The following is a 20,497-nucleotide window of genomic DNA, read 5'->3' as shown; positions in this document are numbered from 1 at the left end:
CCCGCCGGGAGGTGACCGACCGTGGGACTCCGCAAGAACCAGCGGCCCGTCACCGACGCCGACTACGAACAGGTTCGGAAGCTCCACGGGCAGAACCTCGGCCGCAACGAGATCGCCCGCAGAATGCAGCGCTCCCCGCGGACCATCAGCGTCATCGCCGAAGAACTCGGCCTCACCTTCGACCGGACGATGACCGCCGCAGCCACCGAGGCACGGAAGATCGACGCCAAGGCACGCAGGGCCGCGCTCATCGACCGCGCATACGGGCGCGCGGAACGCGTCTTCGACCGGCTCGAAGCCGACCAGTACAAGTTCACGTCGACCACCGTCAACGGCATCGAGACCGAGGTACTCGACCACGTGCCCGCGCACGAGGAGAAGGCGCTCGCCGGCGCCATCACCCAGTACCTCAACCAGGCCGCCAAGCTCGAAGCGCTGGACTCCGACGACGGCGTGGAGGCCGCGAAGGGCATGGTCGGGCAGCTCCTCACCGGGTTGAGCGCGGTCTACCGCGAACAGCAGCAGAGCGAGGGGGACGGTGATGCTCCGTGACGTTCCGCTCCCCCTGTCCCGCCGTCAGGTCGCGTCGATCGTGGAGGCTCAGGACGCGCCGCTCGCGTTGTGGTCCGGGGCGGTCTCCAGCGGCAAGACGATCGCGAGCCTGATCGCGTTCCTGATCCGGCTCGTTGCGGCGCCCGATCACGGGCTGATCGTCATCGTCGGCCGGACGCTCCAGACTATCGAGCGGAACCTCCTCGATCCGCTCCAGAGCACGCACCTGTTCGGGCCGCTCGCCCGCCACGTGCACCACACCACCGGCAGCACGACGGCCGTCATCCTGGGCCGCACCGTCCACCTCGTCGGCGCGTCCGACGCCCGCGCGGAGGGCCGCATCCGAGGCAGCACCGTGGCTCTGGCCTACGTGGACGAGGCGACCCTCGTGCCGCACTCGTTCTGGATGATGCTGCTGTCCCGGCTCCGCGTTGGGTCGGAGTCCCGGCTGCTGGCCACGACGAACCCCGACGGCCCGGGCCACTGGCTGCGCCGCGAGTTCATCCTCCGCGCCGACGCGGTGGGGCTGCGGCACTGGCACTTCACCCTGGACGACAACCCGTCGATGGACCCCGGCGTCGTCGCCCGCCTCAAGCGGCAGTACACGGGCCTGTGGTACCGCAGGTTCATCCTCGGAGACTGGTGCCTCGCGCATGGCGCCATCTACGAGATGTTCGACCCGGACCGGCACGTCGTCACCGACCTGCCGCCCATCCGACGGTGGCTGTGCGACGCGATCGACTACGGCACCGTCAACCCCTTCGCGGACCTGCTGATCGGGCTCGGTGAAGACCAGCGGCTGTACGCCATCGCCGAGTACCGGTACGACTCGCGGCGCGAACACAGGCAGATGACCGACGCCGAATACTCCCGAGCCCGCCGGGAGTGGCTGGCCCGCGTGCCGCACCCGCACAGCAACGTCATCGGAGTCGCGCCGGAGTGGACGGTGGTGGACCCGTCCGCCTCCTCGTTCATCGAGCAGCTCCACCGCGACGGCGTGCCCAGCATCACCCCTGCGGACAACGCGGTGGTGGACGGTATCCGGCAGGTGTCGACGCTGCTGTCCGCCGACCGGCTCCGTATCCACCGCTCGTGTGCGGGGCTGATCGACGAGTTGCCTGGCTACTCGTGGGACCCGGACGCAGCGGAGAAGGGCGAGGACAAGCCGGTCAAGGCCAACGACCACTCCTGTGACGCCCTTCGGTACGGCATCCGCACGACCGAGGCGCTGTGGCGCCCGCATGTTCCGACTCTGCTGGAGGTAGCTGCATGAGCCTGCCCGCCGGCGGCCCGTGGCCGCCTCCGCTGACGGAGACCGTGCTCGCCCGCATGAGCGTGTGGGACGCCTGGTACACCGGCGACCCGGACCGGCTCGCGTCCATCTACGGCAGCACCATGGTGCCCGCGGCCCGGCCGTCGCAGTACCGCGGCGGGATCGTAGGCACCGTCGCCCGCTGGTTCTGGGGCCGCCCGACGCCGGCCGGGGAACAGCGGTCCAAGCTTCACGTGCCGCTGGCGTCGGACATCTGCCAGACCAGCGCGGACCTGTTGTTCTCCGAACCGCCCGTCGCAACCGTGGAGGACGAGCGGACGCAGCAGCGGTTGGACGAGCTTCTGGACGAAGGCGTACACGCCACGCTGCTGGAGGCCGCGGAGGTCTGTGCCGCGCTGGGCGGGGTGTACCTCCGGCCCGCGTGGGACACCGAGCTCGCTGACCGGCCGTGGCTCAGCGTGGTCCACGCCGACGCCGCGGTGCCGGAGTTCCGGTGGGGCCAGCTCGCGGCCGTCACCTTCTGGGAGGAGCTGCGGGCCGAAGGCGGCATCGTGCTGCGGCACCTGGAGCGCCACGAGCCCGGGATGATCCTGCACGGCCTGTACGAGGGCACCCGCGAAGACCTCGGACGCATGGTCCCACTCACGGAGCACGAGGCCACCGCGCCGCTCGCGACGGAGGTGGACGAGAACGGGGCGATCTACACCGGCCTGGACGGGCTCGCCGCGGTGTACGTGCCGAACATGCGGCCCAACCGGCGCTGGAGGTCGATACGAGGTGCAGCCCAGTTGGGCCGGTCCGACCTGGACGGCATCGAGCCCCTCCTCGACGCTCTGGACGAGGTCTACTCGTCGTGGATGCGGGAGATCCAGCTCGGCAAAGCGAGGATCGTGGTCCCCCGCTCGTACCTCGACTCCAACGGGCCCGGCCAGGGCGCGTCGTTCGACCCGGACCGGGCGGTGTACGAGGACGTCAACGCGCTGCCGCGCCCCGGCGACCCGGCCGCGATCACCCCCGTGCAGTTCGCCATCCGAGTGGCTGAGCACCGGGACACGGCCGCCGACCTGGTAGAGCAGATCCTCCGCACCGCCGGCTACTCAACGCAGACCTTCGGCCGGACCGGAGACGCCGCAGCGACCGCCACCGAGGTCGTCGCCCGGGAGCGGCGCTCGTACCTGACCCGCGACAAGAAGGTCATCTACTGGAGCCCGCTGGCCGACGCCTACCGGGCGCTGCTGGCCGTGGACGCAGCCGTGTTCCGCTCCGGGGTGCAGGTCGTGCGCCCGGCGCTGGAGTGGCCCGACGCCGTGTCCGAGGACCCCTCCAGCTTGGCGAACACCGCGAACGTGCTCCGCCAAGCCGAGGCCGCCTCCACAGAGACGCTCGTGCGGATGGTCCACCCCGACTGGGAGGACGCCCAGGTCCAGGCCGAGGTGGAGCGCATCCAGGGCGAGACGGGCCGGGCCGTGCCGGACCCGATGCAGGACGGGCTCCTGCCATAGAGGGGGTGAGCGCCGGTGCCGGTCTCCCCGGACATGGCCGAGGACCTCGCCCGCACGGTCGCCGTCCTGTACGAGGAAGCGGAGCTGGTGCTCATCGAGCGCATCCGGGCCGCGCTCGCCGCTGGCCTGGAGTCCCCACTGTGGGCCGAGCTCAAGGCGCGGGCGATCGGGGACCTCGCCGCCGGAGTGCAGGCGGTCATCGACGCTCTCGCCGCCGACGCCACGGACGCCACCCGGCAGGCCGTTGCGGAGGCGTATCAGCGGGGGATGCAGGCTGCCGTTGCCGAGTTGGGCGCGGTGGGTGTGGGGCAGGCCGCGGCGGCGGCCGAGGCGGTCCCGGCTGGGGCGGCCGTGGATCGTCTCGCCGCCGCCGCGGTCCAAGAGACATCGTCGGTGCATCAGCGCATCCTCCGCGTCTCAGTGGACGCCTATCGGGACGTGATCACCCGCGCGTCGGCCGCGCCGCTGACGGGGGCGAACACGAGACGGCAGGCCGCACAGCGCGCCCTCGACAAGTTCGCGGCCCGCGGCATCACCGGGTTCATCGACGCGCGCGGCCGGGCGTGGGACATGGTGACCTATGCCGAGATGGCCACCCGCTCAGCGGTCGGCCGTGCCGCGGTGCAGGCCCACACTGACCGGCTCGGCGCCGCCGGCATCGACCTCGTCCGGGTGTCCCGCGCGCCGGAGGAGTGCCCCCTCTGCCGCCCCTGGGAGGGGAAGGTGCTCACCCGCGATGGCGCGGGCGGGGCCCGGACGGTGCAGGTCCGGCACGCCACCGACGACACCCGGATGCTCACCGTGCGGGTGTCCGGATCGCTCCCGGAGGCCCGCACGGCTGGACTCCTGCACCCGAACTGCCGCCACTCGGTGAGCGCCTACTTCCCGGGGCTGTCCCGGGCGCTGGAGCCCGTAGAGCAACGCGGCACCTACGAGCAGTCGCAGCAGCAGCGTTACCTAGAGCGGCAGGTCCGCGCCTGGAAGCGGAAGGCGGCTGCCGCGCTGGACGAGCCCGCCCGCAAGCGCGCGAACGCGAAGGTCCGTGAGTACCAGGCCCGCATCCGCGCGCTCACCGCTGAGACCGGGCTGCCGCGCAAGAGCCACCGGGAGCAGATCACCGGCTCCCGCTGACCACATCACCGCCCGCCAGGCGCGGGCCCGATGCGCCCCAGGAGGGCACATGCACCGCACCCCTTTCCACCCCCGGACCGTGCTCGGCTACCGCGCGGATGGGCGCCCCATCTACCCCATCGCCGGCGGGTCCGGCGAGGGCGACGCAGGCGCAGGCACCCCCAGCGGTGACGGCGGCCAGCAGCAGGACGCCACCCCTCCCGCCCCGGAGCCGCAACCCACACCAGCCCCCCAGCCTCAGCCGACGCCCGCGCCGCAGCCCGCCCAGCCGACCGAGCCCGCACCGCAGCAGGAGCCCCCGCAGGAGCCGCAGAGCGAGCCCACGAACGACCGCGTGGAGTCCCTGCCGAAGTGGGCGCAGGAGCGCATCCGCACGGCGGACGCCGCCGCTCACAGCGCGCTCATCCGGCTCGCCCTGTACGAGACGGCCGACCAGCACGGCGCCAACCCCGCCGCCCTCGCCGACTCCCTGTCCTTCCAGGCCGCTGTGGAGACGCTCGACCCGAGCGACACCAACGCCATCGTCAAGGCGGCCAAGGAAGCGGCCAACCGAAACCCCGCACTGAAGGCCACCCCGCCCCCGCCCCAGCGCGGCGGCTCCGAGTTCACCGGCGGCCCGGCACCCACGTCGGCCGCGGACAAGGCGGCGCCCGGTCTCGACCGGCTGCGCGCGGCCTACGCCACCCAGTAACCCGAGAGAGGAACCCTCATGGCAGTCACCCTCGCGGAGGCCGCGGTTCTGTCGCAGGACAACCTCCAGCGCGGCGTCATCGAGACGTTCGTGCAGGAGTCCGTGATCCTGGACCGCCTGCCGCTGCTCACCATCCAGGGCAACGCCTACGCCTACAACGAGGAAGCCACCCTGCCCGGCGTGGCGTTCCGGTCGGTGAACGAGGCGTACACCGAGTCCACCGGCACCTTCAACCAGAAGTCCGAGAGCCTGGTCATCCTCGGTGGCGACGCCGACGTGGACCGCTTCATCGTCCAGACCCGCGGCAACCTCAACGACCAGCGCGCCGCGCAGACCCGCCTCAAGGTCAAGGCCGCGTCGTACAAGTTCCAGGACCACTTCTTCAACGGCGACGTCGCCGTGGACCCCAAGGGCTTCGACGGCCTCAAGAAGCGCCTCACCGGCTCCCAGGTGCTCGACGCCGACACCAACGGCATGGGCCCGGTCGCGGGCGGTCAGGACTTCTTCGACGCGCTGGACGCGCTGATCGCTCAGGTCAACGGCGACGTGGACGCCCTGTACATGAACAAGGCCGTCCGCGCCAAGATCCTGTCCTCCGGCCGGCGCCTCGGTGGAACCGACTGGATCATGCAGTCCTTCGGCGACGGCCCCGGCATGGTCAAGCGCATCCCCACCTACAACGGCATCCCGATGCTCGACCCCGGCACCACCGCCGCCGGCGTGGACATCCTGCCGCAGAACGAGACGCAGGGCACCGCCACCAACGCCAGCTCGATCTACGCCGTGCGGTTCGGCCAGGACGAGGGCGACCAGGCCGTCACCGGCCTCACCAACGGCGGCGTGCAGGTCTACGACCTGGGCGAGCTCCAGGAGAAGCCCGCCTACAGGACCCGCATCGAGTTCTACTGCGGCCTCGCCGTGTTCGGCGGGAAGGCCGCTGCCCGGCTGCGCGGCGTCCTCGCCGCCTGATCAGGAAGGGAACCAGGACCATGGCGACCAGGAAGACCAGCAGCAAGAGCGGCGGGGACCTGCCGGAGGAGACCCGCCTCGACGCGCACACCGACGCCCCGTCCACGACGGCGCCCGGCGACGGCCCGGCGGACACCACCGACCCGGCCGAACGCGCCACGTCGGTCACGCCGGACAAGGGCGCGGCGGCGCAGGCGGGGCACGGCACCGTCAACACCGTCGTCCCGCTCAGCACGCCGGAGACGGAGGAGCGGGACACCTCGAAGGACCGCATCGAGACCTACCGGGCCACCCGCCCGGACGGCACCGAGGTGGAGGTCACGCACAACCTGGAGACGGGCGAGAGCACCGCGAAGGCGGTCTGACGTGGCCGTGATACTCCACCCCGACACGGGGTTCAGCGGCCCCGGCCCCGGCGGCCTTCAGTTCGAGGACGGCCGTGCGGAGACCGACGACCCGCGGGCGGTCGCCTACTGCCGCAACGCCGGCTACCGCATCGGCGACGAGCCCGCAGCCTCGCAGGACGTACCGCGCGAGGAAGCGGAGGACGCCACCCGGGACGAGTCGGCCGACCAGTTCGAGGAGGAGTAGGCCGTGGGCCGCGTCTACGCCACCACGGCCGAACTGGAGGCGTACACGGGGAAGCCTGCGCCGGCGAACGCCGCCCGGCGGCTGGCGCGGGCCTCCCGCCTCGTGGACGCGGCCATGGTGGCAGCGGTGTACGAGGTGGACGCCGACGGTTACCCGGCCGCTCCGGAGGCCCGGAGCGCGTTCCGCGAGGCGGTGTGCGTGCAGGTGGACGCCTGGGCCGGGCGTGAGGCCGAGCGCGCGGAACTGGGCCCGTGGACGTCCGTCTCTGCCGGGCCCGTGTCGATGTCCCGGCCGGACGCGGGCGCCCGCGTGGAGGACGACACGGCCCTCACTGCTGAGGCCGTGGAGATCCTGGAGGCGCTTAACCTGCCCCGGACGGTGTGGACGTGATCCCCACCGGCCTGTGGCAGCACGTCGTGACCGTGGAGCCGCTGGAGGGGTCCGGGGGGTTCGGGGACGTGTACGGGCCGCCCATCGAGGTGCGGTGCCTGCTCTCGGAGCAGACCCGCCTCGTGCGCGGCCCGGACGGCTCGGACACCGTATCCAGCGCCTCCTACATCGCTCCGGTGGAGCACCGGCCGCCGCTCGGCTCCCGCGTGACGCTGCCGGGCGGCCGGAAGACCACCGTCATCAGCGTGGACCGGGCCGACGGCGGCTCCCTGCCGGTCCCGTCCAACACGACCGTCCATCTGGAGTAGGAGGTGCCATGCCGCGTGCACGGCTCACCCTCAACCTGACCGGAGCGGCCCGCGAGATCCGGGCAGCCGGGGCCCGCGGGCTGTTCATGGGCGCGGAGCACGTCCTCGGGGTGTCCAACGACCGGGCACCGATCGACGAGGGCGAACTCGTCCGCTCTGGTACCGCGTCGGTGGACCCTGCCGCGCTGAGGGCGGCGGTCGCCTACGACGCCCCGTATGCCGCGCGGCAGCACGAGGAACTGACGTGGCGCCACGCCCCGGGCCGTAGGGCGAAGTACTTGGAGAGTGCGCTGAACGACTCCCGTGACGAGGTGCGCGCCATCGTGGCCGCCCAGATCCGGAGGGCGTTCCAGTGAGCGGCCACACCACCAGCCTCCTCACCGGGCTGGCCGAGCTGCTGGCCGCGCACGGGCACGGCGTGTGGCGCCCGGGCGGCGCCTACAACGCCGGGGAGGTTGGGATCACCGTCGCCCGGAAGCCCGACACCCCGGACGACCTGATCGCTCTCACCCCGTACGACGTGGACTCCACGTCCGGCACCGAGGACATCGTCCAGGGCGTGCAGTTCTGGTTCCGCTCAGGCCCGGACCCACGTGTGGTGCTCGACCGTGAGGACGCCGTCTTCGAGCTGCTGCACATGCGCGAGCACTTCGCCCTGGGCGGGGTGCACGTGAACCTCGCGTGGCGCAACAGCCTGGCCACTCCGGCGGCCGATCCGCGGGGGCGTCAGGAGTTGCCCGCGAACTACTACCTGCGGACGGTTCGGTCCGCGCCCCATCTGATCGCATAGGAGGACCGTCGTGACGACTCCCACCCCGCCGGCCACGCCGGAGACCGCTCTCGCCCGCCGCTGGCGGCTGGAGGTCAACACCGGCACCACCGAGACGCCGACCTGGGAGCTGTGCCCCGGGATCACGGATTTCACCTTCACCGCGCCCCCGACGCTCCAGGCGTCCGGCGAGTACGAGAACGGAGGCTGGGGCAGCAACACGAAGACCGCCCAGACGTGGCAGGTGACCGTGACCTTCAACCGGAAGCGGACCGCCGACGCCACCGCCTACAGCCCGGTGCACGAGCACATCCGCGCCGCCGCGTTCGGCTGGGGCGGCACATCCAAGGTCCACATCCGCTGGTACGACCGCGACGGCCTGCCGGAAGCCTACGAGGGCCACGCGGTCGTCACGTGGGCCCCGGCGGGCGGCGACTACACCGCCCTGGGCTCGGTGGTCGCCACGATGGACGGCGACGGGCCGCTGGAGCTGATCACCAACCCGGCCGCGCCCGAGGTGACCCCCTGATGGCGTTCGAAGCGCTCGATGAGCTGCTGGACGAGACGATCCGGCTGCCGCTACCGGGCAGGGACGGGACACACGAGTACGTCATCCCGTCCCCGCCCGCTGAGGACGGGCTGATCGTGGAGCGGTTCGTGGAGGCCATGCGGCAGGCTGCCAAGGACGGCACCCGGCCGGACATGGAGTTCCTCAACGACGACGAAGAGCGCGACCTGTACCGGCTCGTCCTCGGCCCCGCGTATGACGAGATGGTGGCGGCCGGGGTGAAGTGGGCGTGGCTCAAGCACGCGGCGATGACCGCCATCGTGTGGATCTCCACGGGCACGTCGGCGGCCGAACGCTACTGGAAGGCGGCTGGTGGCCGCCCGGAACCCGAGGCCCCGAATCGGGCGGCGCGCAGAGCGACGGGCACCCGCCAGGGCTCGTCCCAGGCGGTGAAATCGACCCGATCACGGGGCTCCCGGAGTACTACGAGTACGCCCCGGGCTACGGCCCGCAAGCCGCCGGAGCAAGCGGACTGACGTGGGACCGACTCCTCACGGAGTGGGCGCTCATCGAGGCCGACCTCCACGAGGTGTACCAGATCGACGTGCGCTCCGGCATCCTCCGGCAGCGGTCGTGGATATGGCTCCGCACCCGCATCTACGGCCTCCTGTCGGCTGACTCGCGGATCGCCCGCCGCCTCAACCCACCCAAGCAGAACCACAGGTAGGAGGTGGCCACTGTGGCGCTCACCGTCGGCGAGTTGGTCGGGTTCCTGTCGCTGGACACGCGCGGCCTGGACACCGGCGTGGACCGCGCAGAGCGGGAGATGCGGAGCCTCGCCGACGACGCCACCGACGCCGGCGACCGCGCCGGGCGGGGCCTGGCCGACGGGCTGGGCGAGGGCGCGACCCGGGCGGAGCGGCAACTCGCCGACCTCCACACGGCCCTCGTCCGCGACGCCGACCGCACCGGCGACTCCGCTGGCGACGCCCTCGCTGAAGGGCTCGCCGACGGGGCCGCGGACGGCGTGGACCGGGCCGAGCGGGAAGTCGACGGGCTCCGCTCCGACCTCACGACCGAGGCGCGGCAGGCGGGCGACCAGGCGGGCGAGGCGCTCGGTGACGGTCTGGCCGAGGGCGGGGAGCAGGGGGCGCAGGACGCCGCCGGGCAAGTGGAGGCCGGGCAGGGGCGTCTCGCCGCCGCCGGCGCGGCGATCGGCGCCGCAGGCGGAGCGGCCTTGATCGCCGCCTTCACGGAGGCGATGGACGAGTCCCGCATCACCGGAAAGCTCGGCGCACAGCTTGGGGCGACCGCGGAAGAGGCACAGCGGTACGGGGACATCGCCGGCGACCTTTACACCCAGGCGATCACCGAGGACTTCCAGGGCGCCGCGGACGCGATCCAGGCAACCATGCGCTCAGGGCTGATGCCGCCGACCGCGACCAATGCCCAGATCGAGTCCATGTCCACGCGGCTGGCGGACCTGGCCACGCTGATGGACGAGGACGTGTCCCAGGCGGCCCGGACCGCCGCGCAGATGGTCAAGACTGGCCTCGCGCGGGACGGCGCCGAGGCGATCGACATTCTCGTGGCCGGCACTCAGCGCGGCGCGAACGCCGCCGAGGACCTCTTGGATACGTTCTCGGAATACAGCACGCAGTTCCGGTCCATGGGCCTCACCGGGGAGCAGGCCATGGGCCTTATACAGCAGGGCCTCAAGGGCGGCGCGCGGGACGCCGATGTGGTCGCTGACACGATCAAGGAATTCAGCATCGAGGCCGTCGCCGGCGGCGAACGCGTGCGCGGGGGCTTCAAAAGCCTTGGTCTGGACGCGGACGAGATGGTCGACAAGTTCGCCAAGGGTGGGAAGGGCGCACGGGACGCGCTGGACGAGGTATTCGACCGGCTCCGGAAAATCGAAGACCCCGCGAAGCGCAACGCTGTGGCCATCGAACTCTTCGGTACAAAAGCCGAGGACATGGCGGGGGCACTAGATGCCATGGACCCGTCCGAAGCTGTGGAGGCCCTGGGCGAAGTCGGCGGCGCTGCGGAGAAAGCCGGCAACACGCTGCGGGACAACGCTGGCACGCGTGTTGAGCAGTTCAAACGCAGCCTTACCCAGGGGTTCGTGGAGGCTGCCGGGACCGCGATCGGCGGCCTGGAGGAGCTGAGCGGGCGTTTGCGCGGCTTCTGGGACGAGGCCGGCGAGGGCGCTGGCGGGCTCCCGGACCAGATCCTCAACGCGCTGGGTGGTCTGGGCGAGAAGCTCTGGGAGAAACTCCAGGAACTCGGCCCCACGCTGATCGACGCGATACTCCAGGCCGGGCAGGATCTCGCCGACTACATCACCGAAAACCCCGAAGAGGTTTTTCAGGTCGCGGTGATGGGGGCCGCTTTTGTGGCTGCGGTCGCTGCGCTGCCGATCGTGGCCGGTGCTGCGCTGATCTCGGCGGCGACGGCAGCGATCTGGATTTTCGTCGGCGGCCTGGTCTCCGGGCTGATCGAGAAGATCCCGGAGTGGTGGACCGCGTTCGGAGAGTGGATAAGCGAGAAAGCCGACCAGGCCGGCGAGGTTCTCGATGTGCTCGGTGGCGCGATCTCCCGCTGGTTCGGCGGTTTGTGGGAGGAGTACATCTCCGGGCCGGTGTCCCGCACGTGGGACTCGTGGATGGACACCGTGGACGCGCTGCCGGGGCGGACGTATGCCGCTCTGGGCGAACTGGGCTCCAAGCTCAAGCGCCGCGCGTCCGATGCGTGGCAGGACTTCAAGGACGCGGCCTCTCGGAAGGCTCGGGAGATCACGTTGTGGGCCGGTGGTCTGCCGGGCCGGATCTCCCGCGCGATCGGCGGCCTCGGCTCCCTGCTGTACGGCAAGGGCCAGAGCGTGGTGAGCGGGCTGTGGGCTGGTATCCGCTCGATGGGCGGCTGGCTGCGGGACACCCTCTACAACTGGGCCCGCAGCGTGATTCCGGGGCCGATCGCCCGCGCGCTGGGCATCGCATCGCCCTCGAAGCTGATGCGTGACCAGATCGGCCGGTGGATTCCGGCGGGTGTCGTGGAGGGCATCGAGGCCGGTCAGAGCGCGGTCGACGCGGCGATGGCGAACCTCGTGGACCCCACTTTGGCGCGTGTCCCGGCATGGCCTGAGACCGCCGTCCACAGAACCGGCGGGCCCGGCGGCAGCGCGGCGGACCGGCCGATGGTGATCCGCGTGGCCATCGGCGACCGGGAGTTCGGCGAACTGTGGGTGGACACCGCCCGCCGTGAGATCCGCACCCGCCCCGGCCTGAAGGCAGAACTCACAGCGTAAGAGAGGGGCGCAAGTGGCGTTTCCGGAAACCCCGCTACCCATCCGGGCGGAATTGGACCTCGGGGACCGGTGGGAGGACATCACCCCCTACTGGGACGAGCACAGCCGGATCGTCATCACCCGCGGCCAGCGGGGCGAGGCCGCGACGGTCGACCCGACCACCTGCACCCTCACCCTGCGGAACGCCGACGGCAGGTTCTCCCCGAGGAACCCCGTCGGCCCCTACTACGGGCGGATCGGGCGCAACACGCCCCTGCGCGTGTCCGTGGGGGCAGGCCCGTCCCGGCTGGAGCTGACCGGCGACCCTGCCGGGCACGCGTCCACCCCCCACGTCCCGGCGCTCGACGTGGGCACCGCGCTGGACGTGCGGATCGAGGTCACCGCCGACTGGCGCCCCAGCAACTCGTGCATGCTGATCGGCAAATGGACCACGGGCGACCGCTCATGGATGCTGGGCCTCACCAACACCGGCAGTCTCCGCGTGTACTGGTACGGCACCGCTGGCATCTGGTGGTTCTCCTCCCGTCCTTTGCCCAGCGATCTGCCGGAGCGGGCCGCGTTCCGCGCCACCATCGAGGTCAACACGGTGGCGTCTACGGCCACGACCCGCCTGTACTGGGCCCCCACCATGGACGGGCCGTGGACGCAGCTCGGCGCCGACGGAAACTTCACCAACGTCACCACCCCCATCCGCGCCGGGGGCGCACCGGTCCGGATCTCCGGCGACGACCCCACCGCCGACATCGCGTGGCAGCCGCTGGTGGGACAGGTGCACCGGGCCGAGGTCCGCGCCGGCGCCGACGGGCCGATCGTCGCGAGCCCGGACTTCCGGGGGCTGCACCTTGGCACCACCAACTTCACCGACAGCGCGGGGCGGGCATGGGCCGTGACCACGCCCGCGCAGGTGGCGAACTGGCAGACGAGGTTCATCGGCGAGGTGTCCACGTGGCCGACGAAGTGGGGCCCCAGCGGGTACGACGCGGAAGCGCAGATCACCGCGTCCGGCATCCTCCGACGCCTCTCCCAGGGCCAGAAGGCACTCGACAGCACCCTGCGGCGCCGCATCCCGTCCTTCTCCCCGATCGCGTACTGGCCCATGGAAGAGGACAGGGACGCCACCCAGGCATACTCGCCGATCGCGGGCGTCCGCCCCATGAAGATCACGGACATACAGATGGGCTCGGACGACTCCCTCCCCGGATCGTCCGCCCTCCCGACACTCGGGGCAGCCGCCGCGTTCTCCGGCACCGTCCCCGGCGCCCCCGCAGGCGAATGGCACGTGGAGTTCGTCTACCGGCTGGACGAGCTCCCCAGCACGGTGCAGTGGCTGGTCGACGTCCACACCACCGGCGCCATGCGCGTCCTCCACGTAGCGCTCCTCTCCGACCGTATCCAGCTGATCGGGGAGGACGAGGACGGCAAAACCCATCTGATCATCGAAGGCGGCGTGGCCGACCTTGTCGGTAGCTGGGCACGCTTCCGGATCTTCGCCACCACCAGCGGCAGCAACACCTCCATCCGCATGGGGTGGATACAGATCGGCGGAATCGGCCGCACGTTTGACCCGCATTTCTACGCCGGGTCGCCGGGCCGGGTGACGCGGGTGGCGAAGCCGGGCGAGAACGGCAGCAGCCTGCAAGGCATGGCGCTGGGGCACGTCGCCGTGTTCGCCACCGCCGGCACCACCGCCTTCAACCGCGCCGACCACGGCTTCACCGGCGAGACGGCCAGCGCCCGCATCACCCGCCTGTGCGCCGAGGAGGGCGTGCCGGTGCTGGTGGACGCCCCGGAAGGGTCGGCGGCTATGGGCCCGCAGCGCCCGGGCACGCTGCTGGAGCTGCTCCAGGAGTGCGCGGACGCAGACGGCGGGCTGCTGGCCGAGGACCCGGAGCGGATCGGGCTCATCTACCGGGCCCGGACGACGGTCTACAACCAGCCCGTGGCGCTGCCCTTGCGGTACGGGCAGGGCCGGGAGGTCCAACCGCCCTTGGAGCCGGTGGACGACGACCTCGCGGTCCGCAACGACGTCACCGTGAGCAGGCCGGGCGGCAGTTCGGCCCACGCGGTGCAGGCGGACGGCCCGCTGTCGGTGCAGCCTCCGCCCGCGGGGGTGGGCCGCTACGACGAGTCGACCACGCTCAACCTCGCCAACGACGACCAGCTCCCCTCCCATGCCGGATGGCGGCTGCATCTGGGCACGGTGGATGAGCCGCGCTACCCGACCGTCAACCTCGACCTGGCGCGCGCCTCGCACCTGATACCGGCGGTGATGGGGCTCAGGTTGCGGGACCGGCTGACCATCACCGGCACCCCACCCCAGTGGGCACCCGGCCCCATCGACCAGCTCGTGCAGGGATGGACCGAAACGCTCGGGGTCCGTACCTGGGGGATGCAGCTCGCCTGCGCCCCCGCCTCGCCGTGGACCGTCGGCATCGTGGGAGACGCCGTGCTGGGCAGGGTGGACACCTCCGGCAGCGTCCTCGCCTCCGCGGCCACGGCCACGGCCACGGTGCTGGAGGTCCGCGCCACCGCCGGCCACCCATGGACCACCGACCCCGCCGACCACCCGCTGGACCTGGAGGTGGGCGGCGAGACGGTCACGGTCTCCTCCACCACGCACGCCGCGCAGGACACCTACACCCGCACCGTCACCACCGGCTGGGGCACCGCCGACTCCGGCCAGACATGGACCACCACCGGCGGATCATCGTCCGACTACTACGTGCAGGGAGCGTGAGGCGTGGGGGACCTGTACCAGTCGTACGCCGAGCTGGCGGCGGCCGAGGAGGAGGGGGTCGACTATCGCATCCTCTCCTCCTCGCCTCCGGGGGCGACGTGGGCGAGCATCGCGATTCACGGCGGCGGCATCGAGGCCGGGTCCGGGGAGATGGCCGAGGCCGTCGCCGCCGGTGGGCTGATGCGGTACTACCAGTTTGACGGCATGAAGCCGTCCGGGAACCAAGACCTGCACATCACATCGTCGAACTTTGACGAGCCGACGGCGCTGGCGCTGGTGGGCGGCGCCCGCCGCTGCCTGTCCTTCCACGGCTACACCGGCACCACGGGCGTGGCGGAGACCGCGATCGGCGGGCTCGACGCGGAGATGGTCGCCCGCGTCCGCGCCCGCCTGGAGAGTGCGGGGTTCCGAGTCATCACCGCCCCCAGCGAGATCGCCGGGACGAACCCGGCGAACATCTGCAACAAGACCAGCACGTCGATGGGCGTGCAACTGGAGATGAGCCGAGCACAGCGGGAAGCCTTCTTCACGGACTTTACCCGGACGGGCCGCGCCACCAAGCCCCGCACCGCCGACTTCTACCGCTACGTGGCCGCCGTCCGAGGCGCGTTCATCGGCCGCGGCCACGTCACCCTCGGCAGCGTCAACGTCTCCCGCTACACGCTGATGCCGGCCCCGGCCGCGGACGTCGACCTGGTCGCCACCGTGGCCACGGACAAGACCGCCGTCGGGGGCGGCCACTTCCTCGCGCTGGTGGCCCGCTACCAGGACACCAACAACAGCTACGTGGCCAGGCTGGAGTTCTCCACCAGCCAGACCGTGATCCTCACCCTCCGCCGCCGGGTGGCTGGGACGGAGACGCTGCTGCAACAGCACACCACCGCCCTCACCCACGCGCCGGGCAGGCGGTTTTGGATCAGGTTCCGGGTGACGGGCTCGACCCTCCGCGCGCGGACCTGGGACGGCGGACCCGAGCCCGGCGTGTGGCAGGTGGAGACCACCGACACGTCCCTGACGGCGCCGGGGCAGATCGGGATGCGGTCGATCCTCTCCTCGGCGAACACGAACACCCTGCCCGTGGTCGCGAGCTGGGGGGACTTCGCTGAGCTGTCCGGCCCGCAGCGCATGACCGTGGCCCGCTCCACCAACGGCGTCGTCAAACCCCACACGGCGGGCACGGACGTGCGTCTCGCCCAACCGACCATCGTCGCCCTCTAGGGAGGTAACCGTGCCGTTCCCGTGGCTCCCGGGGATGCTGATCACCGACACCCGGCTGAACGAGGGCGCGATGCAGCTGGTCACGCAGGCGTCCGACCAGATCGTCACCAACAGCACGGCCTACGTGAACAGCCAGATCACGTTCACCCCGGCAGTGAACGCCGTCTACGCCTACTGGCTGCTGATCTCCTACAGCGCCCACGAGTCCGCCGACTTCCGCTGGAGGTGGGACGCGCCGCAGGCGGACTTCGCATCGTTCACGCAGGCGAGGCACACCGACGCCACCGGCACTTTCAACGCCCCCGCGTCCGTGATCTTCCGCCGCCCGGCCAACAGCACCGACCGCATCGCCGGCGGTGGCGGCACCACCGACATCAGCAGCTTCTTCTCCGCTTACGACCAGGGGACTTTCATCACCACCAGCAGCCCCGCCGCAGTGACCATGCAGTTCACCCAGTACACCGCCAACACCGGTCAGACGATCCTCCGCGGCGGCAACCAAACCCGGATGCTCTACCAGCGCATCGGCTAAGAGAAGGGGGCGCCATGCCCTACGGGACACCCACCGATCCCAGGTACACCGACTACAACCTCCAGTTCCGGGACGTCAGCACCGACAAGGGCGCGGAGTACGTGACGTACTTCCATGTGCGGGTGGACCCCGTGTCCGCGCCCATCGAGGACGTGGAGGCCGCGTTCCAGCGGCTGGTGGACCTGGTCAACGCCTCGCCGGACTTCGGCCATGTGTACGCGATGCGGACGGGCGAGGTCACCCAGGACGTCACCCCGACCGAGGCGGCCGAGGGCGGGGAGGTCTGATGGCCACACCGCTGTCCGACGACCGTCTGCTGCGCGCGCTCCGCGAGGAGGGCGTGGACGTCGTGGAACACCCCGGGTGGCGCACCCGGCAGCGTCCCCCGTCCACCGGCGGGTTCGGCCCGATCAACGGCGTGATGATCCACCACACGGTGACGTCCGGCACGTCCGGCAGCGTGGACCTGTGCATACGGGGACACTCCAGCCTGCCGGGGCCGCTGTGCCACGGCGTCATCGACAAGCAAGGCCGCTTCCATCTGATCTCCAACGGGCGCGCGAACCACGCCGGACGCGGCGACTCGACGGTGCTGACGAAGGTCCGCACCGAGACGTACAACCGCGACGCTCTGCTGCGCCCGACGAAGGCCGACACGGACGGCAACAGCCGCTTCTACGGCTTCGAGTGCATCAACCTCGGTGACGGGAAGGACCCGTGGCCCGCAGAGCAGCGGGACTGCATGGTCCGCGCGTCGGCGGCGATCCTGCGGGCCTACGGCGGCCCGAAGGATGGGTGGACCGCGCGGTCGATGATCGGCCACCTGGAGTGGCAGCCCGGCAAGATCGACCCCCGGTCGGGCGCGGGTGGGGTGGACGTGTCCCCGCCGACCCTGCGCCGCCTGATCGACGATCGGCTCGCCCACCCGGCGAGCTGGAACCCCAGCGGATCTTCGACAAAGCCATCAGCTTCATCACCTAAGCCCACCCGCCCCCAGCAGGAGGACGACGTGCCGAACGTGATCGGCGAGTACGACACCACCGACCGGCAGATCGGCCCCCGGAAGTGGAAGACCCTCGACATCAAGGGCGTGGACATCGTCACGGGCGCGACCCGCTACACGGTGATGGCGCACCTCACGCTGACCATGCCCCCGGGGTCGACGGTGCAGGGCCGGTTCTACCACCTGCGGCCGGACGGCAGCCGGTGGGAGTCCGGGATCATCGAGCGGCCGGCGACGGCGGGGCTGACGTTCGCGGACTTCCACCACTCCGGCAGCATCGCGCGGGACGAGAAGCTGCGGTTCGAGGTGGCGTACTACCCGGCCGACGAGGACGACACCGAGCCCGTCACGGTTCAGACGTCCCGGCTGCGCGGCCTGTACTGGTGACCCGCGGCCGGGCTCATCCCCTCCTCACAGAGAGAAGCCCAAGCATGACCGTCTACGACTTCCTCGCGTCCCTGTGGCGCACCCTCGTCCCCTACCTCGTCGGGGTCGTCGGGGTGCAGCTCGCCCGGCTCGGCATCGAGCTGGACGACGCGAGCCTCACCGCCGCCCTCACCGCCGGGTTCGGGACCGTCTACTACGCCCTGTTCCGGGCGCTGGAGCAGCACGCAGGCCGGGGATGGGGATGGTTCCTCGGCCTGGCCCGCCCGCCGCACTACGAGGCCAGCACCGCCACCGGCCCGCGGGGCGTGTGATGGGGTGCCGCGCGGCCCGGCGGCTGCGGGTCTGCCTGGGCCGCCGCGGCACCGCTCTCGTCATCCTCGGCACCGGCAAGATGGCCTACGGCGCCGGGTTCCTCGTCGACCCGCCATCCCCCCACGGGCTCGACCTCCTCACCCGGTTCTGTGACCTGACGCACTGGTCATGGCTGTGGATCGCCTGCGGCGCCGTCACGCTCGCCTCCGCGTTCGTGCCAGTCGGCCGGGACCGGTGGGGGTTCGTCGCCGCGCTCGTGCCCCCCGTCGTGTGGGGCACCGCCTACCTGACGGCGTTCCTGTCGGGCACCTACTCGCGCGGCGTGTGGCTGGCCCTGTGGTACGCCACGAGCCACGTGATGCTGATCGTGTGGGCCTCGCGTGTCCCGGAGTTCGAGGAGCCGCACCGCACTACCGCGCGCCGGGGCGCTGATGGGAGACCCGGGTGAGCACACTCGTGGCTGTGGTGGGGGCCGTCTCGGCGGTGGTCGCGGCCGTCGTCGCGGGCTGGTTCAGCGTGCGGGGGTCGCGCGCCGCGGCGAGGATCTCGTCCGCGCCGGCCGCGAAGGAGGTAGACCTGTCGGTCCTCCAGGCCAGCATCGACCGGCTGGAGAAGGAGCTGTCCGACGTGCGGCAGAAGCTCGCACGGCTCGGCGGGATCGTGTGGTCGGTGCTGCGATGGGCGTTCCGGCTGCGGGATCAGGTGACCGCGCTCGGCGGTACGCCCGAGCCAGCGCCGCCCGACGTGGAGGAGTTCTACCGCACTGGTGTGTAGAGGCCCCGGCCCGGCCCCCCGCTATGAGGCCGGCCCGGGGTGTCCACAGCCCCCCGTTCGTGTGCCCCCGTCTGCTGGCCCTATGGGCTGGCGGGCGGGGGCGCTTCGTCATGTTCAGGCAACGGGTCGGCGACAAACGTGCCCTTGCCATGCACCGTCTCCACGTAGCCGCGGTTACGCAGAACCTCCATGGCGCGGCGCACCGTCAGGTAGGCAACGCCGTACTCTGCGGCGAGGTCACGCTCGGAGCGCAGCCGGGCCCCGGGTCGCAGCTCTCCGGCGCGGATGCGGGCGGCGATGTGGTCGGCCACCGCGACGTAGACGAGCTGCGCGGGCCGTACCTCGAACTCGGGGACACCACCGTCAGCCATACGGGCAACGTAGAGATTCGGTGACCTGCTAGTTTCTCTGGAAAGCTATGTATAGCTCTACATGGCGGCTACGCTTCCCCACACAGAGTGATCCCCCGCGACCGTGGGACCGGTCCGGGGGGATGGCCGACCTGATGGGAGCAGGACGACATGACCCAGGCTACCGACACAACCCCCGCACAGGGCCCCTCCGGAGACCCCATCGACGCCGACACCATCAGCCGCACCATCCGCGACGCCCTCACCGAGGACCCGACGCGCACCCACGACGACCTGATCGGGCTGGGCGTCTCGCTCCGCGGCCACATGCAGCTCCTCTTCCCCATCGCCGAGCAGGCCGTGGACAAGCTGTGGCACGGCAGCGTCCAGTGGTACGACGCCCGGACCCGACTGGACTACATCCGCCGCCACATGGACGAGGCCCTCGGCGTCACGGCAGACTCCGTACGGCCGATGGTGGCGCGCCTCGCCCGGGGCTGCGCGTGGCTGCTGGAGCAGGCCGAGCCGCGCCGCCGCCTGTGCCCCAGGTGCCGCGAGGTGAAGATCAGCACGCGCATGGTGGACGCGGTGGAGTCCGGTTCCGGCGCCGGGGCGAACATCTACGCCTGCCGCGACTGCCAGCCGCACGGCCAGTGGGATGAGGAGATCGCACAGAAGGGCGCCTGAAAGGCTCCCGCCCCCTGGGACCATCCCCGAGCCTGCGGTCGAACCAAGGGCAGGGCTCGATGGGTGGGACGGCGCCCAGCCAGGGGGCGGGCCTGGGGCCCCGCCGCTCGCGTCCCCCGTCGCAGCGGCGGGGCCCCAACTGCATGTATGCGTAACAGACATGCGCGGCGTGTCGCAGATACAGGCGGCAGACCTAACTGAACAACGAGCCGATCGGCACTCCCAACGCCGCAGCAACCATCACCAGATGATCGATCCGCGTGGAGTACTGAGCCCGCTCGATCCGGTAGATGGTTTTGCGGTCCAGGCCGGCCACATGCGCGAGGTGCTCCTGCGACCAGCCCCGCGCCGTGCGCGCCTCGCGTACCCGGTCGCCGACCCGTTGGCGTGCCTCTAGTACCCACGGTGGGAGGGGTTCGGTCGGCACCCGGACACGATCACGACATGGTGATCATTTGTCAGCACCAAATTTGGTGCCCCAGTCGGCCCCGCGATGGCGCGGG

26 protein-coding genes are annotated in these 20,497 nt (G+C 71.3%); 24 read left to right on the top strand and 2 right to left on the bottom strand.

Annotated elements, in window-relative coordinates:
* Window positions 1–21: 21 nt before the first annotated feature.
* The 23 genes from ABD335_RS23030 to ABD335_RS22920 all read left to right on the top strand — a co-directional run bounded on the left by ABD335_RS23030 (window position 22) and on the right by ABD335_RS22920 (window position 18,957).
* A complete protein-coding gene (locus ABD335_RS23030; RefSeq protein WP_344326674.1) occupies window positions 22–552 on the top strand; it encodes a helix-turn-helix domain-containing protein in 531 nt (176 codons plus the stop codon).
* A complete protein-coding gene (locus ABD335_RS23025) occupies window positions 542–1,825 on the top strand; it encodes a PBSX family phage terminase large subunit (RefSeq protein WP_344326671.1) in 1,284 nt (427 codons plus the stop codon). Before ABD335_RS23030 ends, ABD335_RS23025 begins: the two co-directional genes overlap by 11 nt.
* Complete coding sequence (locus tag ABD335_RS23020; protein WP_344326669.1) at window positions 1,822–3,327, top strand: phage portal protein; 1,506 nt, start codon at window positions 1,822–1,824, stop codon at window positions 3,325–3,327. The genes ABD335_RS23025 and ABD335_RS23020 overlap by 4 nt, the downstream gene beginning before the upstream one ends.
* Before the next feature lie 15 nt (window positions 3,328–3,342).
* Window positions 3,343–4,458: a phage minor capsid protein gene (locus tag ABD335_RS23015; protein ID WP_344326667.1), complete on the top strand. Its 1,116-nt coding sequence runs from the start codon at window positions 3,343–3,345 to the stop codon at window positions 4,456–4,458.
* 49 nt (window positions 4,459–4,507) lie between these two features.
* A complete protein-coding gene (locus ABD335_RS23010; protein WP_344326665.1) occupies window positions 4,508–5,149 on the top strand; it encodes a hypothetical protein in 642 nt (213 codons plus the stop codon).
* 18 nt (window positions 5,150–5,167) lie between these two features.
* A complete protein-coding gene (locus tag ABD335_RS23005) occupies window positions 5,168–6,118 on the top strand; it encodes a major capsid protein (RefSeq protein WP_344326663.1) in 951 nt (316 codons plus the stop codon).
* 20 nt (window positions 6,119–6,138) lie between these two features.
* The gene (locus ABD335_RS23000; protein ID WP_344326660.1) at window positions 6,139–6,483 is read left to right on the top strand and encodes a hypothetical protein; all 345 of its coding nucleotides are present in this window, start codon (window positions 6,139–6,141) and stop codon (window positions 6,481–6,483) included.
* 1 nt (window position 6,484) lies between these two features.
* Window positions 6,485–6,709 (top strand): hypothetical protein, encoded by a 225-nt coding sequence (locus ABD335_RS22995; protein WP_344326658.1) that lies wholly within the window; start codon window positions 6,485–6,487, stop codon window positions 6,707–6,709.
* Between the two features lie 3 nt (window positions 6,710–6,712).
* Window positions 6,713–7,099, top strand: coding sequence for a hypothetical protein (locus tag ABD335_RS22990; RefSeq protein WP_344326657.1), 387 nt, complete (start codon window positions 6,713–6,715; stop codon window positions 7,097–7,099).
* Complete coding sequence (locus tag ABD335_RS22985) at window positions 7,096–7,407, top strand: hypothetical protein (protein WP_344326655.1); 312 nt, start codon at window positions 7,096–7,098, stop codon at window positions 7,405–7,407. Before ABD335_RS22990 ends, ABD335_RS22985 begins: the two co-directional genes overlap by 4 nt.
* A gap of 8 nt (window positions 7,408–7,415) precedes the next feature.
* Window positions 7,416–7,763, top strand: a complete 348-nt coding sequence (locus ABD335_RS22980) for a hypothetical protein (RefSeq protein WP_344326653.1) — start codon at window positions 7,416–7,418, stop codon at window positions 7,761–7,763.
* Window positions 7,760–8,197, top strand: a complete 438-nt coding sequence (locus tag ABD335_RS22975; RefSeq protein WP_344326650.1) for a minor capsid protein — start codon at window positions 7,760–7,762, stop codon at window positions 8,195–8,197. The genes ABD335_RS22980 and ABD335_RS22975 overlap by 4 nt, the downstream gene beginning before the upstream one ends.
* Window positions 8,198–8,207: 10 nt before the next feature.
* On the top strand, window positions 8,208–8,705 hold the full coding sequence (locus ABD335_RS22970) for a phage tail tube protein (protein ID WP_344326648.1): 498 nt from the start codon (window positions 8,208–8,210) through the stop codon (window positions 8,703–8,705).
* Window positions 8,705–9,220 carry a DUF7426 family protein gene (locus tag ABD335_RS22965; protein WP_344326646.1) on the top strand — a complete coding sequence of 172 codons (516 nt, stop codon included), beginning with the start codon at window positions 8,705–8,707 and terminating at the stop codon, window positions 9,218–9,220. Before ABD335_RS22970 ends, ABD335_RS22965 begins: the two co-directional genes overlap by 1 nt.
* Before the next feature lie 203 nt (window positions 9,221–9,423).
* A complete protein-coding gene (locus ABD335_RS22960; protein WP_344326644.1) occupies window positions 9,424–11,994 on the top strand; it encodes a phage tail tape measure protein in 2,571 nt (856 codons plus the stop codon).
* Window positions 11,995–12,007: 13 nt separating this feature from the next.
* The gene (locus ABD335_RS22955) at window positions 12,008–14,731 is read left to right on the top strand and encodes a hypothetical protein (RefSeq protein ID WP_344326642.1); all 2,724 of its coding nucleotides are present in this window, start codon (window positions 12,008–12,010) and stop codon (window positions 14,729–14,731) included.
* Window positions 14,732–14,734: 3 nt separating this feature from the next.
* The gene (locus ABD335_RS22950; RefSeq protein WP_344326640.1) at window positions 14,735–15,949 is read left to right on the top strand and encodes a poly-gamma-glutamate hydrolase family protein; all 1,215 of its coding nucleotides are present in this window, start codon (window positions 14,735–14,737) and stop codon (window positions 15,947–15,949) included.
* A 10-nt stretch (window positions 15,950–15,959) separates the two neighbouring features.
* The gene (locus ABD335_RS22945) at window positions 15,960–16,481 is read left to right on the top strand and encodes a hypothetical protein (protein WP_344326637.1); all 522 of its coding nucleotides are present in this window, start codon (window positions 15,960–15,962) and stop codon (window positions 16,479–16,481) included.
* A gap of 14 nt (window positions 16,482–16,495) precedes the next feature.
* Window positions 16,496–16,768, top strand: coding sequence for a hypothetical protein (locus ABD335_RS22940; RefSeq protein ID WP_344326635.1), 273 nt, complete (start codon window positions 16,496–16,498; stop codon window positions 16,766–16,768).
* A complete protein-coding gene (locus ABD335_RS22935) occupies window positions 16,768–17,871 on the top strand; it encodes a peptidoglycan recognition protein family protein (RefSeq protein ID WP_344326633.1) in 1,104 nt (367 codons plus the stop codon). Before ABD335_RS22940 ends, ABD335_RS22935 begins: the two co-directional genes overlap by 1 nt.
* A gap of 44 nt (window positions 17,872–17,915) precedes the next feature.
* Complete coding sequence (locus ABD335_RS22930; protein WP_344326631.1) at window positions 17,916–18,182, top strand: hypothetical protein; 267 nt, start codon at window positions 17,916–17,918, stop codon at window positions 18,180–18,182.
* A complete protein-coding gene (locus ABD335_RS22925; protein WP_344326629.1) occupies window positions 18,182–18,631 on the top strand; it encodes a hypothetical protein in 450 nt (149 codons plus the stop codon). The genes ABD335_RS22930 and ABD335_RS22925 overlap by 1 nt, the downstream gene beginning before the upstream one ends.
* Window positions 18,628–18,957: a hypothetical protein gene (locus tag ABD335_RS22920; RefSeq protein ID WP_344326626.1), complete on the top strand. Its 330-nt coding sequence runs from the start codon at window positions 18,628–18,630 to the stop codon at window positions 18,955–18,957. The genes ABD335_RS22925 and ABD335_RS22920 overlap by 4 nt, the downstream gene beginning before the upstream one ends.
* A gap of 80 nt (window positions 18,958–19,037) precedes the next feature.
* Here ABD335_RS22920 and ABD335_RS22915 read toward each other — a convergent pair whose 3' ends face one another.
* Window positions 19,038–19,328, bottom strand: a complete 291-nt coding sequence (locus ABD335_RS22915; protein WP_344326624.1) for a winged helix-turn-helix domain-containing protein — start codon at window positions 19,326–19,328, stop codon at window positions 19,038–19,040.
* Window positions 19,329–19,478: 150 nt separating this feature from the next.
* Between ABD335_RS22915 and ABD335_RS22910 the strand changes: the two genes are divergently transcribed.
* Window positions 19,479–19,994, top strand: coding sequence for a DUF6415 family natural product biosynthesis protein (locus ABD335_RS22910; protein WP_344326622.1), 516 nt, complete (start codon window positions 19,479–19,481; stop codon window positions 19,992–19,994).
* Window positions 19,995–20,187: 193 nt separating this feature from the next.
* On the opposite strand, the gene ABD335_RS22905 is transcribed toward ABD335_RS22910, so the two are convergent.
* Entirely contained in the window at window positions 20,188–20,421 is a 234-nt protein-coding gene (locus tag ABD335_RS22905; protein ID WP_344326620.1) for a helix-turn-helix transcriptional regulator, read from the bottom strand.
* Between the last annotated feature and the right edge of the window lie 76 nt (window positions 20,422–20,497).

It is taken from the genome of Streptomyces macrosporus (assembly GCF_039533145.1).
Classification (GTDB): Bacteria; Actinomycetota; Actinomycetes; order Streptomycetales; family Streptomycetaceae; genus Streptomyces; species Streptomyces macrosporus.
The sequence above is the reverse complement of the archived record's forward strand: the minus strand, read 5'-3'. Positions and strand labels throughout refer to the sequence as shown.

Excerpts from the sequence above, each read along its gene's own strand:
- ABD335_RS22965 (WP_344326646.1), top strand. The coding sequence starts at position 8,705 with ATGGCGTTCGAAGCGCTCGATGAGCTGCTGGACGAGACGATCCGGCTG.
- ABD335_RS22915 (WP_344326624.1), bottom strand. The coding sequence starts at position 19,328 with ATGGCTGACGGTGGTGTCCCCGAGTTCGAGGTACGGCCCGCGCAGCTC.
- ABD335_RS22980 (WP_344326653.1), top strand. The coding sequence starts at position 7,416 with ATGCCGCGTGCACGGCTCACCCTCAACCTGACCGGAGCGGCCCGCGAG.
- ABD335_RS23010 (WP_344326665.1), top strand. The coding sequence starts at position 4,508 with ATGCACCGCACCCCTTTCCACCCCCGGACCGTGCTCGGCTACCGCGCG.
- ABD335_RS23020 (WP_344326669.1), top strand. The coding sequence starts at position 1,822 with ATGAGCCTGCCCGCCGGCGGCCCGTGGCCGCCTCCGCTGACGGAGACC.
- ABD335_RS23005 (WP_344326663.1), top strand. The coding sequence starts at position 5,168 with ATGGCAGTCACCCTCGCGGAGGCCGCGGTTCTGTCGCAGGACAACCTC.
- ABD335_RS23000 (WP_344326660.1), top strand. The coding sequence starts at position 6,139 with ATGGCGACCAGGAAGACCAGCAGCAAGAGCGGCGGGGACCTGCCGGAG.
- ABD335_RS22935 (WP_344326633.1), top strand. The coding sequence starts at position 16,768 with ATGGCCACACCGCTGTCCGACGACCGTCTGCTGCGCGCGCTCCGCGAG.
- ABD335_RS22930 (WP_344326631.1), top strand. The coding sequence starts at position 17,916 with ATGACCGTCTACGACTTCCTCGCGTCCCTGTGGCGCACCCTCGTCCCC.
- ABD335_RS23025 (WP_344326671.1), top strand. The coding sequence starts at position 542 with ATGCTCCGTGACGTTCCGCTCCCCCTGTCCCGCCGTCAGGTCGCGTCG.
- ABD335_RS22940 (WP_344326635.1), top strand. The coding sequence starts at position 16,496 with ATGCCCTACGGGACACCCACCGATCCCAGGTACACCGACTACAACCTC.
- ABD335_RS22925 (WP_344326629.1), top strand. The coding sequence starts at position 18,182 with ATGGGGTGCCGCGCGGCCCGGCGGCTGCGGGTCTGCCTGGGCCGCCGC.
- ABD335_RS22910 (WP_344326622.1), top strand. The coding sequence starts at position 19,479 with ATGACCCAGGCTACCGACACAACCCCCGCACAGGGCCCCTCCGGAGAC.